The sequence below is a fragment of the Chitinophaga sp. NPDC101104 genome (genome assembly GCF_050277495.1).
Taxonomy (GTDB): domain Bacteria; phylum Bacteroidota; class Bacteroidia; order Chitinophagales; family Chitinophagaceae; genus Chitinophaga.
In genome coordinates this window covers 3,075,968-3,093,965 of record NZ_JBNNSF010000001.1, presented here as the reverse complement: position 1 = coordinate 3,093,965, position 17,998 = coordinate 3,075,968, and the positions used below count along the sequence as shown (strand labels likewise).

The following is a 17,998-nucleotide window of genomic DNA, read 5'->3' as shown; positions in this document are numbered from 1 at the left end:
AAAGGCGGCCTCCGACCGGAAACCGCCCTGCTTTTTATCTACCACTCAAATCATCTGCTATTTCCCTCCGAAACGCCGCTCCTGGATGCGGTCGTACAACTTTACATAATCCGGGTGCTCCGTACCGCAAATACGGTCCCACACCCGGAAATACAGCCCGTAATTCCCCTTGAACTTCGAGTGATGCAGGTTGTGGAAGGTGGAAGTGTTCACCACTTCGAACAGCACCGAATGCCGGAATTGCTTTGGCATGATCTCATATCCCAGATGCCCGTAAACGTTGATCACGAGCGACGACAGCGCGAAAAGCGCCACGGAGAGGGGATGCATCGGCATCGTAAACACGAGCACAATTACCACAGCCCCTTCCGCAGCGGCTTCCAGAACGTGGAACGAATAGGCCGTCCACGGCGATGGATTCGTGGACTGGTGATGGACCAGGTGGGTTAAGCGGAACAGTTTCTTATGGTGGAGGATGCGGTGCATCCAGTAGAAATAAGTGTCATGAACGATGAGCGCCAAACCCACGCTGACAGGCACCCACCAGGCCGGGTACGCCTGAATGTCCATATAAATCATCGTATACGGTCGCACCCATTCCGAAAACGCGAAAATGGCCGTTGCCGCCAGCAGGAAGCTTGATATGGAAGAATGCATCACTTCGCGCAAAAAATCCTTCCGGGAAGCCTTTCGCTCCTGGATTTTGTTGTTGGACAATTTGATGGACAGGAACCTGTAGCAAATGAGAAAAGCCAGTCCTGCTACGAAATAATACCGCAGCAACGTGAGCACGGCTTCACTGAAAACGTACTTGAAAAAACCGGTCATAAGCGATCGTTTTACATTCCCCGGGGCCCGCGGGCCCCGGGGTTAGATGTGTATCGGTGAGTGAATGGCGGCGGTGTCAGTAGCCGGGGTTCTGGTAGAGCGACGGCGCGATCTCCAGTTCCGCGGCGGGAATCGGCAGCAGCAATTTGCTATCCGACCAGGGTTGCTTGTCCGGGTACAGGGCTGCCATTTCTGCCGCTTTCCCGGCGCGCTTCAGATCGAACCAGCGGTGGCCCCATTCGGCAAACAGCTCTACCCTTCTTTCCCGGAGGATGGCGTCCAGCAGCGCTGGTTTTGTGGAAGCGGTGGTGCGCTCCAGCCCTGCCCGTTCGCGGATGGCGTCCAGGTCGGCGGCGGCGCCGGCAAGGTTGGTGCCCTGCTGTGCGCGGGCTTCTGCACGGATCAGGTACACTTCCGCCAGGCGGACCATGCATTGGCCGAGGTCTGCCGGTTCCACCAACGTCAGCGAGGAATTGTATTTCGCCGAAAAATAAGTGGTCTTACCGTTATAAGGAGCGGCCTCCGGCCAGGGGATCGAGTCCATCCAGACCGTCTTGCGGCGGTCGTTGGGCTCAAATGCGCCCGTCAGCTCCGGCGACATCTGGAATATGGGAATGATCATCCCCAGGTCCACACTGATCATTTCAAACATATCCTTGTCGTACCATAACATGTGCGCATCGGGCGGCATGACGCTGAAGCGGTATTTAGGCGAGAAATTGAAGGCGTCCATCAGGTAATCGATATTCTGCCCGGCTGCGTTCCGTTTGAGCGACCAGATGGTTTCCCGGCTGGTTTCACGGAATGTTTTAGCCAATGGTTCCAGCACATAGGCAGCGTTGCCGATTACCTTGGCAGCTTCTGCTTCCGCTTCGGCCCACCGGCCCTGGTAGAGATACACCCTGGCGAGCAGGGCCGCGGCGGCGAAGCGGTTGGGACGGATGCGGGCGCCCCCGCCGAAATGGTAATCGGGCTGCAGGAGGTCCCAGGCGTCTTTCAGGTCCGCCTCCAGCTGCGCATACACTTCCGGCATGCCTGCCCGGGAAAGGTAGCGCGTCTTCGTGACGTCTGTAGTCAGCACCAGCGGCACCGGCCCGAACAGATTGGCGAGGTTAAAGTGCGTCCAGGCGCGGACGAATTTAGCTTCGCCCACTACTTGCCGGCGCGTTGTATCCGACAGATGCGGAGACGCCGATCCTTCCACCCCTTCGATCAGGCTATTGGCAATATAAATGTACCGGTACCCCTCATTCCAGATGGCAGACAACCGATCGTTGCGGGGCAGCACTTTGTTGAGGTAAAACGGGCCGTTCACCAGATCAACCGTTCCGGCGCTGGGAAAACATTCGTCGGCCATCAGCCCGCCTATCAGCGTAAGGCCACCGAAGACGAATGTATTCTCTGTTGTTGTGTTGATCATTTCCCCGTAAAGAGCGGCCAATGCGGCATTGGCCTTGGCATCGTTCTGGAAAACCTGTTCGGTGCTGATGGAATTGATAGGCGGATCGATCTCTATCAGCTTGCTGCAGGAAACGGCGGACAGCAAAGCCAGCAGCAGCCAGGTTTTCAGGCGATAAGTTTTATGAAAGCGTTTGATTGGATGGATCATGGGTCGGCAGGATTAAAATGAACAGTTAATGCCAAAAGAAACATTCCGTGCAGGCGGCGTCAGCCCGGGCGAATCCGGGTCTACGCCTTTGAAGTCTGTCAGGATAAAGAGGTTGTTGGCGTCTGCCCGCAGCGTGACCTGTTGCAGCTTCCGGTTTTTCAGCCAGCGGTCAGGCAAGCTGTAGCCGATGCCGGCGGAAGGGATGCGGAAAACGTACACCTTCCTGTACCGGCCGGTAGACTCGGTAAAATAGTTGCCGCCGGGATGCGGCTGCGTGGTGGCCCTTGGCACCGTGGTTACATCACCGGGCTTCGTCCAGCGGTTATCGTACACCCATTGCAAAACGTTCTTCATCGTTCCCAATTCGCCGCCGAAAGCGTCGAACACATTTTTCTTCTTATACACGAAGTTGGTGGCGAGGTTGAAACGGCCGAGGGTCAGGCTGGAATACATGCCCAGATCGGCCAGCGGCTGCACGAGCACCGGCACAACGCGGTCGCCCTGCCACATCGGTACGTCATAATTTTCCGCGATTTTCCCGTCCCCGTCGGCATCCCTGATCATCGGGTAACCGGTAGCCGGGTCGATACCCAGGTATTCGAATGCGTACCAGACGTTCACGGATTCCCCGATCCGCAGATTCCTGTAATATGGCGATTTCTCGAACATGGGGTAATCGACCAGTTCGTTCCGCGACTGGTGCATATTTATCCTGACCGTCCAGTTCACCCGTTCTTTCCGGATTACCTGGAAAGTGGTGCTGAGCTCAAATCCCTCGTTCTTGACGTCTGCAGGGGAATTGGAATAAACGGTACCAAATCCTGTAAACGCTCCCACCGGAAAATCGATCAGCTGATTGTTGCACCTGTCGCGCCAAAGCGCGAAATCTATCATGACCCGGTTATCCAGGAACCCTGTTTCCACGGCTACTTCCGATCTCCTGATGCCCTGCCAGTGATATTCGTTGTTGGCATGCAGCTGGGCTTTGAGCGGCAGCACTTCATCGTAGGGCAACATAGGTTCCTGCGCGGTACCCAGGTTGTTCCACTGCGTCATAAAACGGTAATCGGAACCGCCGTCGCCCCCCACTACGCCGTGGCTGCCCCGGAATTTCAAGAGGCCCAGCCATTTCGGCAGGAGCTTTTGCGCAAACGCTTCTTCCGTCACGATCCATGCGCCGGCCACCGATCCGAAGTTCCCGAACTGGCGCCCCGGGCCAAAGCGGCTGCTGCCATCGCGGCGCCCGCTGAGGCTCAGGATGTATTTTCCCATCCAGTTGTAATCTGCCGACAAATACACCCCGGCATACTTGTATTGCCCGCTGAATTCCACTACCCGCAGGGATCTTGCGTTCGACATGGAACCCAGCAGGTCGTCGCTGGCGAAGTCGGAGCCCATCGTAGCCTGCGACCAGGTCATATTGGCCTGATAGGTGGCGCCGGCCAGGGCGCTGAACTTCCCGCGGCTGATGGCGCGGCTGTACCGGATGCTGGGATCGATGTTCACGTTGGTATTGCTGTTGTTTCCCAAAGACATCCTCCCTTTTGTGACCGACAAATATTCTGGCTGTGAAGCCTTTGGCGTTGTGGCCCTCGACAATGCCGTCATTTTATTAAACCCCGCAGCAAGGTTTACGTCCAGCCCGTTGGCCAGGTTATAGGCCATGTTGATGGAGCCCGTCGCCGTATTGTTTTCCGATTGGGCCGAGGACCCGAGGCCGCTGAACGGAAATTGCTTCAAGGGCGCATATGCATCGAAATTCAGTTCGCCATTCGGCTTGTAGATGTCTGGCGCGTTGGGCGCAAGATTGAGGCTGCCCGTCATCGTGCTGGCGTCGCTGTTGCCGTTGTTGTACATGCCCGTGAAATCGAGCGAAAATTTCTGGTCCAGGCTTTTTATGCCCATGGCGAATGCCAGCGATATCGTCTTTGCTCCGCCGGAAGTCCGCTCGATCGACTTCGAATCGCTGTACCCTGCAGAAAGCCGGTAACTGGTATTGCCGCTGCCGCCGGAAACGCCGATGTTGGCAGTGGTATTCCTCCCGGTTTTTCCGTAGAGCACTTCGTACCAGTTGGTGTATTTCGTGGTGTCCCATACCATGAGGTCGGGCGCGAAGCCGCGGCCCGGTGTAGCGGTAGGCTCGATGCCGTCATTGGCGAAAGCTTCCCTTCTTAGTTTCAGGTAATCCTGTGTACTGAGCATTTTGGGGAAACGGATGGCGTTATTGAAACCCGTGTTCAGCGAAACCGAAACGCGCGGTGTGCCCGTTTTCCCTTTCCGGGTAGTGATGATGATCACGCCGTTGGCGCCCCGGCTGCCATAAATGGCCGTGGCGTCCGCATCCTTCAGCACTTCGATGGATTCGATGTCGCGCGGGTTGATGCCGAAAAACGGGCTCATGCCGCCAGACACGCCGGACTGTTCGATCCCCAGCGACATCTGGTTGCTGCTGAACAGGCGTTCGCCCGCGGTTGTCTTCAAATTCAGTACAGACATCGGCACTTTATCGATGATGATGAGCGGATCGGAAGGGATGTTCGGGTTGATGGATTTGCGGCCACGGATCTCGATCTTGATGGGTGCGGCCGGGTTGGCGCCCAGCCGGGTGACGGAGAGCCCCGGCACACGGCCTTCCAGCGCCAGCAGCGGGTTCTGGACCGGGAGGTTTTCTATTTCCTTTCCGGATACGGTAACGATGTTGCCGGGATTGAAGCGTTTGCTGGTAGTGCCGTACGCTTTTACGACCACGTTGTCGAGATTGTTGGCCGCCGGCTTGAGGAAGCCGCTCACCAGCCGGTCGTCTGTCAGTATTTTCCGGAATTGCTCGTAACCGATATAGGTGATCACGATCTCCTCTCCTTTCACAACCCCTTTCAGTTCATACCTGCCCTGCGCGTCGCTCAGCACCATTTTCCGGGTTTTGGACGACATGACGGAAGCCCCGGGCAACGGCGCGCCGCCGCCGAACACCATGCCCCTGATATGCATGGTATCTTCCGCCGGCTGGGATGGGGAGGCCTGCGGCCTGACGCGGGCGGCCGTGTTCACAGACACCACTTTATCGATGACTTCATACCGGAACGGCGAGCCTTCAAATACTTTCGCAATGGCGGTTTCCACCTTTTCGTTCCTGAGGTCCAGGCTCACGGGGAATTCCTTTTCCTTCAAATCTTTCGCGTAGACGAAATAGAATCCCGTCTGTTTTTCGATTTCCTTGCAGACTTTTTCGATGGGCGCTTTTCTGACGGAGAGGTTCACCGTTTGCGCGCTCAGCGGCAGTGCCGCCAGCAGGGCCAGCGGTAGCATGAACAGGCGCCTGGTTGCGGACGCCTGTGGCCGGCGGGGGATAAATAATTTGAATATTTTAATGTCGTTCATGCCTGATAAGCAATTTAGATTCCTGGTTATTTGTCTGATCGTATGCTTGTTCACGGTCTTACGGTAACCGTGCGCCCGTTTACTTCAAAATGTACCCATCCGGTGCTTTCGAGCACTTTGAGGATGTCGGAGAGTTTCATGCTGCGGGGGATTTTACCGAGGAATTGCTGGTTTACTTCTCCTTCGTACACCACGTCTACGTCGTACCACCTTTCCACCTGCCGCATGATTTCCCCGATGGATGCGTTTTCGAGGCTGATGAGGCCGTTCTTCCAGGCCGTGGCCGCGTCAACATCCGCTTCCTGCACCGTGAGCTGGTGCGATCCTTTCAGCACCGCCTGCTGGCCCGGAGCGAGCACTTCAGTGCTTCCGCCGTTGCTCACGCGCACTTTGCCGCTTACGAGCGTGGCCGTGCGCAGGGGCTCATCCCCATATGCCTGGACATTGAACTGCGTTCCGAGCACGTCTACCGTCATGGGCCCTTTTCCCGGCGCCGTCACGGCTACACGGAAAGGCCTCGCGGCATCGGCTGCGATGTCGAAGTACGCTTCGCCGCTCAGTTCCACGAGCCGCTCGCCGCCTTTGAACGCCACCGGGAACCGCAGGGACGAAGCGGCGTTCAGCCACACTTTGGACCCGTCGGGCAGCGCAATCTGGTATTGCCCGCCGCGCGGCGTGGTGACGCGGTTCCAGGATTGCAAAGCCGCATCCTGTGCCGAATTGTCGTCGTACGCCACTACCCCATCTTCCGCTTTTACGATCCTTGAATTGCCCTGCAGGGCGAGCGTGCCAGTGCCGGCGCTGTCGAGCCCGATGAGGCTCCCGTCTGCCAGTTCCAGCACCGCGCGGTTGCCCCCGGGCAACGCGTCACCTTTGTAACGCGCTGCCACTGAGGTTTCCGGGGTCTGTCTATGCTTATGAGAAAATAAGTACAATGCCGCCGATCCTGCCACCAAAACAACCGCTGCCGCAGCTACGGCACGCAGCCACAGCCGCCGCACTTTCCCTTCCGGCTGCCATTCTTTTTCGCCGATGCGCAGCCAGACGTCGTTCAGCGCGGCAGATTCGTCGTACCGGTGAAAGGCCTGCATCGCCGATTCGACGGCCGGCATTTCCTGCATCTGCGCGTAAGCGGTCCTGTGGCTTTCCGGCTGCATGCGGAGCCAGGATTCGAGGGCGGCTTCGCCATCAGCGTCCAGCGTGCCCTGCAGCTTGCGGTGCATCAGGCCGGCAATGCGGGCTGCCGTTTCGAGATGGGTTTGTTCGTTGCCGGGATTGGATCGGGTGTTCATGATTTAGCTTTTCTTGTCTTCCAGCTGTTTGATCTTGCGGTACATGGCTTCGAGATGAAGTTTGGTGGCGGGATCGGTGGTGCGGTCCATCGCGGTCTTGACGATGCCTTTCACCTTCATGATCTCCGCCATCGCGATGCCCGCAGCTTCGGATTCGGATGCAGACGGGTCGGGGGACTGCATCACCGCCATGAGCGCGCCCAGGTAAGTGCGCTGCATATTGCGCTGGTAAAGGTCCGCTTTCATCTGCCCGCCGGTCAGCGGTTTCCAGATGGCGGTACGGATCCGGCCGATGTATTCATGAATGCCCAGCGTGTTGCTGCTGCCGAAACGGTCTTCGTTGCTGATCATGAAATTGAGGCGCTGCACGTCAAATAGGGAATTCAATGCCTTTTCCTGCAGATCGCCCACAAAATCCTTCACGGCCGCTTCCTGCGCAATGTTGTAGACTTTCGGGTCCATAAGCCACTGCGGTGTGTTGAACAGTTCGTCTTCGAAGAACCTGATGGCAGCCAACTGCTTTTCGCGCGGAACGGGCTCATGGGCGGGGCGCAGATCGCCGTCGTTGCGGACGGTATACTGCGTGGTGCCGATAAACCGGATCACATGGCCCACATACCGGCCATACTGGCCCTTCACGGTTTGGTACATCTCGGTCAGCTCTTCGTTCAGCCCGCCATCAGTGGCCGTCCACTGCGGCAAGCCGGCGATAACGCGCTTGAGGTTTTTGATGCCGAGGGCATTGGCTTGGGCCACATCGTCGCCCAGGTCTTCCATCTGGCAGCGGGGGTCGCTTTTGCGGGTCTCGCCATCGCCGAACCACAAGCGGGGATTGGCCGCCAGGCGTTCCGTGGCCAGTTTGCCCATGATCTTTTCATCGTCTGCGGCCGTGGCGGCGCCGGTGTATTTGTAACCCCATTCAATGGCCCACTGGTCGTATTCGCCGATGCGGGGGAAAAGGAGTTCGCGCGGGATATTGTCTTCCGGCTGCGCCACGTAATTGAAGCGCGCGTAGTCCATGATACTGGCGGTATGGCCGTGCCGGGCGAGGTAGGTTTTGCTGCGGAGGCTGTCTGTAGGCGTCATGGCGCTGCTCCCGAAATTGTGGCGCAGGCCGAGCGTATGGCCGACTTCATGGCTGGACACGAAGCGGATCAGCTGCCCCATAAGCTCGGTATCGAATTTGGCTTTGCGGGCACCGGGATCGTTGGGCGCGGCCTGCACCATGTACCAGTTGCGGAGCAGCTGCATCACGTTATGGTACCAGCCGATATGCGTCTGGATGATCTCGCCGCTGCGGGGGTCGTGAGTATTCGGGCCATATGCGTTGGCAACGGGCGAAGGGAAATAGTTGATGAAAGAATACCGCGCGTCTTCCATGTGCATGGAATCGTTTTCCGGCCATTCTTTCGCCATGATGGCATTCTTGAAACCTGCTTTCTCGAAAGCCGGCTGCCAGTCGTTCACGCCGAGGATGAGGTATTTGCGCCATTGCTTCGGCGTAGCGGGGTCGATGTAGAGCACGATCGGGTTGGCGGGCTCCACCAGTTCGCCGCGTTTGTACTTCTCCATGTCTTCCGGTTTGGGCTCCAGTCGCCAGCGGTTGAGGAACTGGCGCTGTTTGGTTTTCTGCTGGTCGTCGCTGTATTCCATGACCCAGTCCGTAAAGTAGCCCACGCGCTCGTCGAAATGGCGGCGTTGCATGGGCCTGGCGGGCAGGAGCACGAAAGAGGTGTTGGTTTCGAGGGTGATGGGCGCGGCGTTCTTTTCGAGCGGATTGGCTTTAAAGGTGCCGTTTTTGGAGGAAGCGATCTCCACGTTCAGCGGGTATGCGCGGATGCTGCGGATCTCATGGTCTTTGAGGGTCTTGGCATCGAGCGCGGCGGTCAGCTGTCCTCGGTCCAGGCTATGGATGATGCTGCCGGCTTCCTTGAGGTACCGGCTCATCTCGATAACGTAACTGGCGGAATCCTTGCCATAGGCCTTGATGGGGAAAGAAGCCAGCACGGCGTTCACGTTCGAGCTGTTCACCGCGCGGCGGATCTGGTCTGCGGAATCGGCGTGGCTGTACACCATGTTCACCCGCATGCGGATCGTTTCGTTCGGGCCTTTTTCGAAGTAGATGGCGCTATTGTCGAGCTCCTCGCCCGCATGCACGTTCATACCTCCGGGCGCGCCGGTGAGCCGGTTGATCACGAGGATGTCGCGGCCCAGGATGCTGTCCCCGATCTCGAAGAAAACGCTGTCCATTTCCTTCGAATGGATAACGGTGAACAGGCCTTTATGGACGGTGAGGTTTTTTGAGATGACGGTAGCATAGGGCTTGACGCCGTTCTTGCTTGCCGGCGGAACCGGCTTTGCCGCAGCGGCTGCGGTGGCGGCGGCTTTCTTCTGTTTTGCTTTTTTGCCGCCTTTGAATACTGCGCAGGAGGCAAGTACGGTGGCAAGGGAAATATAAACGTAGCGTTTCATCGCGAAGTTTTCGGTTGTTTGATAAAAATGAATGGGGGAAGCATAACGCAGGACGGCCCTGTTACTGGAAGCATGCGGCGCCGGAAACGGCTTTGATGCCCGGAACGGTTTGCAGGGTGCGCAGGTAAGCGGAAGCCCGGAAGGCGGAAGATCGGTCCCACAGCAATACCACAGAGATGCTGCGAACGGGCGTCTTCACACTGAAATCGGCCCGCTGCGTGGCTTGATCGCCGGCGCGCAGGTCGAGCACGATCCCGTTATCGTTACTGCCCGCCCACTGGTTGATCATTGGGCCGGCAATGGGCCGGTAGGTTTCCGCGAGACTGAATGCGAGAGAATCATAGGATGCATCCGGAAGAGGAACGGTCAGCCACGAGGCGCCCGTCCCATCGATCGACAAATCTACCATTCCCTCCGCAAATCCGGAAGCGAAAGCGGGGTTTCCCGATGCAAAACTGCATTCCTGCTTTTGTCCGCCAGGGAAATCAGGTTCCGGCAGTTTGTTGCGCGACTTCGGCAGGCCGGCCCCTCCAGAGCATCCCGCCGCCACGCCGGCCAGCAGCAGGCAGGCCGTCGACAGATGTTTAAAGTTGAATTTTATCATAAGTTCAAGCGTTACTGGAAATAGAACACGCAACTTTCTCCATCGAACTAGCCAACTTAAAAATATTTTTTCCCGCGGCCCGTGCTTGCCGGATTCCGGCGAATTGCCTACTTTAGCCCGCTTGCCTTTTGCATTCCACATTAAACCAAAGTCTTATGCCAGCGCACGCGGACCCGTGGGAGGAGCTCATTCCCGCGTTCCAGCAAGGTGATTCTTCTGCTTTCAATGCTTTCTTCCGGGAGCATTACAAGCCATTGTGCTATTTCGCGGAGCAATTGACGGGGAATACGGCGGCGGCGGAAGACGCGGTGAAAGACAGTTTCGTGAAACTGTGGGACGGGCGCGAAGGGTTCCAGCATCCCAAAAGCATCAAAAGCTTTTTATATACCGCCACGCGCAACGCCTGTCTGAATCTGTTGCGGCATGAAAAGGTGAAGGAAAATTTCAGGGAAGAAGCAAAATACCTGGACGCATCCGCGGCCGACGCGCCGGTTTTGCAGGAAATGATCCGCACGGAGCTGATGCAATCTATTTACAAAGAAATCTCGCTGCTGCCCGAAAAGCGCAGGCAGGTGTTCAATATGGTTTTCCTGGAAGGGATGAGTTTCGAAGAAATCGCCCGGGAACTGGGCATTTCGGTGTTTACGGTGAAAGAGCACAAGGCAAAAGCCCTCGCGCAATTGCGGCTCCGCTTCAGCGATCGCCAGCTGGTACTGTTCATCCTATTCGGCGGTTCCCTCTTCCCCGCCTTTCGCTAAACCGCTGTCACGCTGACGGTAAGCGTCTCCCCAATCGCACAGTGCCTGCATTACGGGGATGAGCTGTTTGCCCAGCGCCGTCAGTTTATATTCCACTTTCGGGGGCGATACGGCGTAGACTTTCCTTTCGATGACCCCGTCGGCCTCCAGTTCGCGCAATTGTGCGGTGAGCGTGGCATGGGTGATGTCGATCATCTTTTTGCGCAATTCCCCGAACCGCATGGGGCATTCTTTCCGGATGGCGTTCAGCAGCAATAATTTCCACTTTCCACCGATCACCTGCATGGCCAGTGTCATGGAACAGTTATTTTCCAGCAAATGCGCGGATGCGGCGTTCACCGCAAAGGCGCCATTTTCCTCGTTAGTATCTTTTTTCATACCCGGTATCTTTCGTTGAACTACTTGTCTGCGGGCCGCAGCTGCCTGAAATTTGGCGGTTTAAAGGTAACGAATAATGAAAAGACAGACATCAGACGGATTAAGGCTCGCCATCATTTCATCGGCCATCTTCCTGGCCGTAATCGATATTTTCATCGTGAACGTTGCGCTGCCGTCGATCCGCGCCGGACTGAACGGCAGCGATGCGGACATGCAGCTCGTCATCGCCATGTATTTGCTGGGATATGCGTCGTTCCTCATCGTGGGCGGCCGGCTGGGCGACCGGTTCGGCAAGAAGCGCATCTTCGTTTGGTCGATGCTCCTGTTCACGCTGGCGTCCTGCTTTTGCGGGGCTGCGGGCACGCCGCTGCAGCTGAACATCGCGCGGTTCGTGCAGGGCGTGGGCGCGGCGCTGCTCGTGCCGCAGAGCATCGCGCTCGTGCATGTGCTGTACCCCGGGCACCAGGAGCGCATCCGCGCGCTGGGGATTTACGGGACCATCGCGGGCGCGGCTTCGGTGATCGGGCAGTTCCTGGGCGGGATCATCCCCGACCTGGATACGGCCGTGGCGGGATGGCGGCTCATCTTCCTGATCAATCTCCCCGTCGGACTGCTGGCCGCTGCATTGGCGTGGCGCAAGCTCCCGGAAACGCCTCTCGCGCCCCGCGCCCGTTTCGATGTGGCGGGCGTAGCCCTGCTCACGGCGGGGCTGATATGCCTCGTGTTCCCGCTCATCCGGGGCCGGGAGCTGGGCTGGCCGCTGTGGTGCATCGGGATGCTGGGCGCCTCCGCCCCCATCCTGGCCGCGTTCATCTGGCTCCAGCGCAGGAAACCGGAACCGCTCATGCAATTACGGCTGTTCGCCATCCCCGATTTCCGGATGGCGCTGTGTGCTACGCTGTGTTATTTTATGGTCCAGGACTCGTATTTCCTCATCCACTCCGTTTTGCTGCAAACCGGCCTGGGATTGGGCGCCACGTCAACCGGGCTGCTGTTCGTGGCCCAGGGCGTCGGGTATGTGCTGGCTTCCATGATCGCTATGCGGCTATTGGGAAAATATGGTAAAAAGGTACTGCTGGCGGGCGTTTTGCTCATGATCGCCACGCTGCTGATGCATATGTTCCTGTTTGCCGGCGAACGGCCGGGGAACACCGCCCTGCTGCCCGTGCTGTTCCTATACGGGATGGGTTGCGGAACGGTATTGCCGTCGATGCTCACCATGGCCATGAAGAGCGTCCCGGCGGAGCTGTCGGGCGCGGCGTCGGGGACGTACAGCACCATCCAGCAGGTAGCCGTGGCGCTGGGAGTGAGCATCTGCGGCGGGGTTTTCCTCAGCCTGCTGCAGGAAGGGAATGATTATACGCAGGCGTATCTGCCGGCAATGGGGCTCAACATCCTCCTGCTGTTGCTGACCGGTTGTTGTTTGTACCTGTTGCCTGACGGGGATGCCCAACCCTTGCATTCCTGGCATTGAAAAACGTAGTTCCGGGACCGGAGACACATGAACGGCAGGAGAATTGCGTGTATTCTTGACAACTTATGTTATATTTAAGCACCGATTTTCCAAGCAAATCATTCAAATATGAATATCTATCCGACTCCCCATTTCCTGCGCGCGCTTTGCGTAGGCGGAGCCGTGGTGATCGCATCCTGCGGCCAGGGCACTTCCGGGAACACGAACCAGGACAGCACCGCGCAACCTGGCGCGTCAGACACCACCCAGCTGCCGCCCGTGGAAACCACGGCTGCCAACACCGATTATAAACCCGCATTCGAAGGCCAGACTCGGATCGGCGGTGTAAAAACCCAGACGCCGTATGAAGGTAAAGTGCTAGCCGAAGGGCTCAGCAAACCCTGGGGCATCACTTCCCTGCCCGACGGACGGCTGCTCATCACCGAAAAAACCGGTACCATGCGCATCGCCTCCACAGACGGGAAACTCAGCGACGCCATCACCGGCATCCCGGCCGTGAATTCCAACGGACAGGGCGGCCTGCTCGGCCTGCGCGTGGACCCCGACTTCGCCAGCAACCGCATGGTATACTGGGTGTTCTCCGAACAGCGCCCCGGCGGCACGCTCACCGCGGTTGCCAAAGGCAAGCTTTCGGCCGACGAAAAGAAGATAGAAGGCGCCACCGTTATTTACCGCGCCACGCCTGAATACGACGGCACGCTCCACTACGGCGGCCGCATCCTTATCGACAAAGACGGCAATCTCCTCGTGAGCACCGGCGAACGTTCCGACCTGGCTACGCGCCCGCAGGCGCAGGACCTCAAATCCGGCCTGGGCAAGATCGTCCGCATCACGAAAGACGGACAACCCGCAGCAGGCAATCCTTTCGCCGGCAATAGCAACGCCCGTCCCGAATTGTATTCCTACGGCCATCGCAACGTGCAGGGCCTCGCGTTCCATCCCGTTACAGGCGATCTCTGGGAAACCGAGTTCGGGCCCCGTGGCGGCGACGAGCTGAACCGCGTGGAAGCCGGCAAAAACTACGGCTGGCCTACTATCACCTACGGCCTCGAATACAGCGGCAAAAAGATCGGCGACAGCATCCAGCAGAAGCAGGGCCTGGAGCAACCCGTTTACTATTGGGACCCCGTGCTTTCCCCCAGCGGCATAACGTTCTATAAAGGGACCGACATTCCCGAATGGCAGAACAACCTGTTCATCGGCGGCCTTAGCAGCACGCATATCGCGCGGATCGTGATCGAGAACAATAAAGTGGTGGGAGAAGAGCGCATCCTTGCAGGCGAAGGCCAGCGTTTCCGCGATATTACGCAAGGGAACGACGGCGCACTGTATGCCGTAACCGACCAGGGACGGCTGTACCGCATCGCGAAGAAATAATGACACCGTAAATAGTGAAAACGCCCGTGGAGCAAGGAGTTCCACGGGCGTTTTTCCGTTTGTATGATCTCACCAGAATTTGTACCAGGGCTTTTTGTCCGGCGACTCCGGCGGCCGGATGTGCCAGAATGCATCGTTGAACGGGGTTGCTGCGTAAGGTTTCGTGAGCTCATACGCATAAGGGTACACGGAGTCTTCGAAACCGTTTTGCGCGCGCTTGATGATCTTCATCATCGGCCAGACCTGCGACCCGTCGGGAAAGCGGACCTCCGCGTTGATCTCGCCCTGCGGGTCGGAATCGTCCAGCACCCAATCTGCACCGGGAACATGGCGGATGATGGTTTCGCCGAGATAGGCGCCCAGGCCGAACAATATCTGACCGAAGTTCGATGCCAGCACCGAGCCGGGTACCGGTTGCGCATCTACGATATTCTTCTGGAGAAATCCGTCGATATGGACGATACTGTCCACCGTATAATCGAGCGGGAGCTGGATACTGCCGAAGCATTGAACGATCCATTCGGAACAGGCAGTGATGTCTTCTTTCAGTTGAGGCATATTCGGGATATAAGCTAGATCGGGTTGACCGTAATTTACGAATAAACCGCCGGAATTTCATCCCTGTCCCCGCTCAACCCGCCCGTATCATAAACAATATTCTCACCCATTTGCGCATTAATCTCATTTTTCGCTAAGATCGTTATCAAATGTGGTAAGATCGTTAAAGCCCCTGCCCCATCCTCCCCTGTATTTTCGCTGGACTAAATTTCACAGACATGAAAAATACGGGAAGAGCACTACTCATCTTCTTCGCCATTATCGCCAACGTCTATGTCGCCTATGGTCAATCCCGCACCCTGACGGGCACGGTTTCAGACAACAGCAACCAGCCATTGCCGGGGGTGACGGTATTAATAAAAGGCCGGACCGGCGGAGCCGTCACCGATGCGACGGGGAAATACACGCTGCAGATAGACGCCGGCGGTACCGCGACCATCGAATTCAGGCTGATCGGCTATGCTACGGTCAGTAAACCCCTCGGCACCGCGCCCACCCTGAACATCATCATGGAGCCCGACGTAAAAGGCATGAACGAAGTGGTAGTGGTAGGTTTCGGCACCCGGAAACGCGCCACGCTGGCGGGCTCCGTAGGCCTTATGAAAGCAGATGCCATCGCCGGAAGGCCTATTACCAACGCTTCGCAGGCGCTCTCCGGACAGGTGCCGGGCGTTTGGGTGAACCAGACCAGCGGCCAGCCCGGGGCCGACGGCGCCAGCATCCGCGTGCGCGGCATCGGCACCATGGGCAATTCGGACGCGCTCGTGCTGATCGACGGTGTGGTGGGATCGCTGCTGAGCGTAAACCCCGCAGACATTGAGTCCATATCCGTCCTCAAAGACGCGTCTGTAGCCATTTACGGCTCGCGCGCCGCCAACGGCGTCATCCTCGTTCAAACCAAAAGCGGGGCAAAAGGCAGGATCAACCTCGATTTCATGACCTCCTACGGTAAGCAGAAAGCCACCAAACTGCCCGAAACGCCCACCAATGCAGTGGATTACATGGAGCTCTACAACCAGGCGCTCAAAAACCAGAACCAGCCCGCCTATTATTCCGATGCGGTGATCAACGAATACCGCAATGGAAAAGACCCCTATCTCTATCCCAACACCGACTGGCGCAACCTCGTGATCGGATCTGCCGGTATACAATCCAACCAGGTCAGCATTTCCGGCGGAGAGAACAAAACACAATTCAACGTTTCCCTGGGGTATACCGACCAGGACGGCATCGTGCGGAACGGGAACGCCAAACTGCACAACCTCCGCGCCAACGTGACCACCAAAGTGAACGATAAACTGGAAGTAGGCCTCCGCACCGGGATGCGCTACGAAAAATCGCGGGAATCGCATAACGGCGCGGGCAACCTGTTCACCGAACTGAACCGTACGCTGCCGTTCTACACGCCTTACACCTCCAACGGGGAATACGGCGGCACCTGGGTGCGCTCCATCAACACCCAGTTCCGCAACCCGCTTGTGATGACCGACGAAGGGAAGAACGAAACCACGCGGGGATTCTTCAACGGCAACGCCTTCCTCAATTATGAGATCATCCCCGGACTGAAATTCAACGTCACCGGTGGGGCCAACTACGTTACGACCGACAACCAGACGTTTACGCCTAAAGTGGACATCTACAACCCGAAAACGCTGACGGTGGCCACCACCATGAACGCCGGCGGGGCGAAAGCCCTGAACAGCTGGGAGAAAACGCTGTACACTACGCTTTTCAGCAGCTTGACCTATAACAGGACCTTCGCGCAGGACCACGACCTGACGCTGATGGGAATTTACAGCCAGGAACAGAGCGATACGCGCAACCTCGGCGGATCGATCATGGGCTTCGTGAATAACCGGCTGACGGAAATCAACGCCGGGCTGGAAACGCCGCTGATCAACGGAACTACCTACGGATGGGCGCTCCGCTCCTACATCGGCAGGCTCAATTACTCCTACAAAGAAAAGTACCTGCTGGAAGCCATCGGGCGGTACGACGGTACCTCCCGCGTTTCGGCTGCCGGGCGCTGGGGCTTCTTCCCCTCCGTGCTCGTAGGCTGGCGCATCACGAAGGAAGCGTTCATGCAGGACCAGAAAATATTCGACGAACTGAAGCTGCGCGCCTCCTGGGGCAAATCCGGGAACGACCAGATCGGGGAATACGCATACATCGAGACCTATAAGTTTTCCCGCTTCTATCCTTTCGGCAGCCAGATTTTTTCCGGCATCGCGCAACGGGGGATCGTGGACAATTCCATCAAATGGGAAATCGGTAAGAAACTGAACCTGGGGCTGGACGCAGGATTTCTCAAAAACAAGCTCAACGTGACTTTCGACTGGTTCCGTGACAACCGGGAAGGGATTTTATATCAACTGGCGACACTGCCCGACTTCCTCGGCGTTCCCGAAAAACCGACCATGAACCTTTCATCCGTTAAAAATACCGGCTGGGAATTTTCAGCCGGGTACAACGATAGGATCGGTGCAGTGGATTTCAGCGCAGGGTTCAACCTGACGCACGTCAAAAACGAGATCACTTACATCCCGGCAGCGCAATTGGGACAGAACAGCAATATCGCCGGCCATCCGGTACAATCCTTCTACATGTGGAAGGCTCTGGGCATTTTCCAGACGCAGGATGAGGTGGACAAAAGCGCCAAACCCACGACTGGGACCGTGGCGCCCGGCGATCTCAAATTCGAAGACATCAGCGGGCCGAACGGCGTGCCGGATGGGGTGATCGACCTCAACGACCGCCAGGTGGTGGGCAAACCGCTCCCGACCTGGACGTACGGCGAGTACTTCACTGCCGGCTGGAAAGGTTTCGACGCGCGGGTGAACCTCCAGGGCATCGCCGATGTGGACTCTTATGTGGGCGGCGAGCTCTTCTTCCCGTTCCTCAATGGTGCAGGCATACTGAGCCGCTGGGAAAAAGGCAACACCTGGACGCCCGAAAACCCCGGCGCCAAACTGCCCCGGCTGCTGCAATACAACGCTTCCTCGACGCAGAACTACAGCGGCAACAGCTTCTGGCTGCAGGATGCTTCGTACATGCGGATCAAGGACATCCAGATCGGGTACACGTTGCCGCAGGCATGGCTGAAGAAAGCAGGGATCCAGGGGCTGCGGGTGTATGTAGACGCCCAGAACGCCTTCACGTTCTCCCGTTTCGAAGGCATCGATCCGGAACGCCCGCTCACCAACGCATCTTCCGCACAATATCCTAACGTCAGGATCATTTCCGGCGGCGTCAACGTTAAATTCTAACCGC

The 17,998-nt window shown here is 57.5% G+C and carries 12 protein-coding genes; 4 read left to right on the top strand and 8 right to left on the bottom strand.

Going from position 1 to position 17,998, the window contains the following annotated elements:
* Positions 1-57: 57 nt before the first annotated feature.
* From ACQKLP_RS12485 to ACQKLP_RS12460, 6 genes are all read right to left on the bottom strand, one after another.
* Complete coding sequence (locus tag ACQKLP_RS12485; protein WP_427323079.1) at positions 58-828, bottom strand: sterol desaturase family protein; 771 nt, start codon at positions 826-828, stop codon at positions 58-60.
* Between the two features lie 76 nt (positions 829-904).
* Positions 905-2,437: a RagB/SusD family nutrient uptake outer membrane protein gene (locus ACQKLP_RS12480; protein WP_427323078.1), complete on the bottom strand. Its 1,533-nt coding sequence runs from the start codon at positions 2,435-2,437 to the stop codon at positions 905-907.
* A gap of 12 nt (positions 2,438-2,449) precedes the next feature.
* Positions 2,450-5,815 (bottom strand): SusC/RagA family TonB-linked outer membrane protein, encoded by a 3,366-nt coding sequence (locus tag ACQKLP_RS12475; protein ID WP_427323077.1) that lies wholly within the window; start codon positions 5,813-5,815, stop codon positions 2,450-2,452.
* A gap of 50 nt (positions 5,816-5,865) precedes the next feature.
* Positions 5,866-7,107, bottom strand: coding sequence for a FecR family protein (locus ACQKLP_RS12470; RefSeq protein ID WP_427323076.1), 1,242 nt, complete (start codon positions 7,105-7,107; stop codon positions 5,866-5,868).
* A 3-nt stretch (positions 7,108-7,110) separates the two neighbouring features.
* Positions 7,111-9,579, bottom strand: coding sequence for a zinc-dependent metalloprotease (locus ACQKLP_RS12465; protein WP_427323075.1), 2,469 nt, complete (start codon positions 9,577-9,579; stop codon positions 7,111-7,113).
* Between the two features lie 61 nt (positions 9,580-9,640).
* Positions 9,641-10,183, bottom strand: coding sequence for a hypothetical protein (locus ACQKLP_RS12460; protein ID WP_341839325.1), 543 nt, complete (start codon positions 10,181-10,183; stop codon positions 9,641-9,643).
* Between the two features lie 155 nt (positions 10,184-10,338).
* On the opposite strand from ACQKLP_RS12460, the gene ACQKLP_RS12455 reads away from it, so the two are divergent.
* Positions 10,339-10,941, top strand: a complete 603-nt coding sequence (locus ACQKLP_RS12455; RefSeq protein WP_427323074.1) for an RNA polymerase sigma-70 factor — start codon at positions 10,339-10,341, stop codon at positions 10,939-10,941.
* On the opposite strand, the gene ACQKLP_RS12450 is transcribed toward ACQKLP_RS12455, so the two are convergent.
* Positions 10,906-11,319: a winged helix-turn-helix transcriptional regulator gene (locus tag ACQKLP_RS12450; protein WP_427323073.1), complete on the bottom strand. Its 414-nt coding sequence runs from the start codon at positions 11,317-11,319 to the stop codon at positions 10,906-10,908. The two genes, ACQKLP_RS12455 and ACQKLP_RS12450, sit on opposite strands and share 36 nt — an antisense overlap.
* A 76-nt stretch (positions 11,320-11,395) precedes the next feature.
* On the opposite strand from ACQKLP_RS12450, the gene ACQKLP_RS12445 reads away from it, so the two are divergent.
* Together ACQKLP_RS12445 and ACQKLP_RS12440 are read left to right on the top strand one after the other, a co-directional pair.
* Entirely contained in the window at positions 11,396-12,793 is a 1,398-nt protein-coding gene (locus ACQKLP_RS12445; protein WP_427323072.1) for an MFS transporter, read from the top strand.
* 108 nt (positions 12,794-12,901) lie between these two features.
* On the top strand, positions 12,902-14,170 hold the full coding sequence (locus tag ACQKLP_RS12440) for a PQQ-dependent sugar dehydrogenase (protein WP_427323071.1): 1,269 nt from the start codon (positions 12,902-12,904) through the stop codon (positions 14,168-14,170).
* 69 nt (positions 14,171-14,239) lie between these two features.
* Here ACQKLP_RS12440 and ACQKLP_RS12435 read toward each other — a convergent pair whose 3' ends face one another.
* Positions 14,240-14,728 carry a hypothetical protein gene (locus ACQKLP_RS12435; protein WP_427323070.1) on the bottom strand — a complete coding sequence of 163 codons (489 nt, stop codon included), beginning with the start codon at positions 14,726-14,728 and terminating at the stop codon, positions 14,240-14,242.
* Positions 14,729-14,946: 218 nt separating this feature from the next.
* Here ACQKLP_RS12435 and ACQKLP_RS12430 point away from each other — a divergent pair, with 218 nt between their 5' ends.
* A complete protein-coding gene (locus tag ACQKLP_RS12430; protein ID WP_427323069.1) occupies positions 14,947-17,994 on the top strand; it encodes a SusC/RagA family TonB-linked outer membrane protein in 3,048 nt (1,015 codons plus the stop codon).
* Positions 17,995-17,998: the final 4 nt, after the last annotated feature.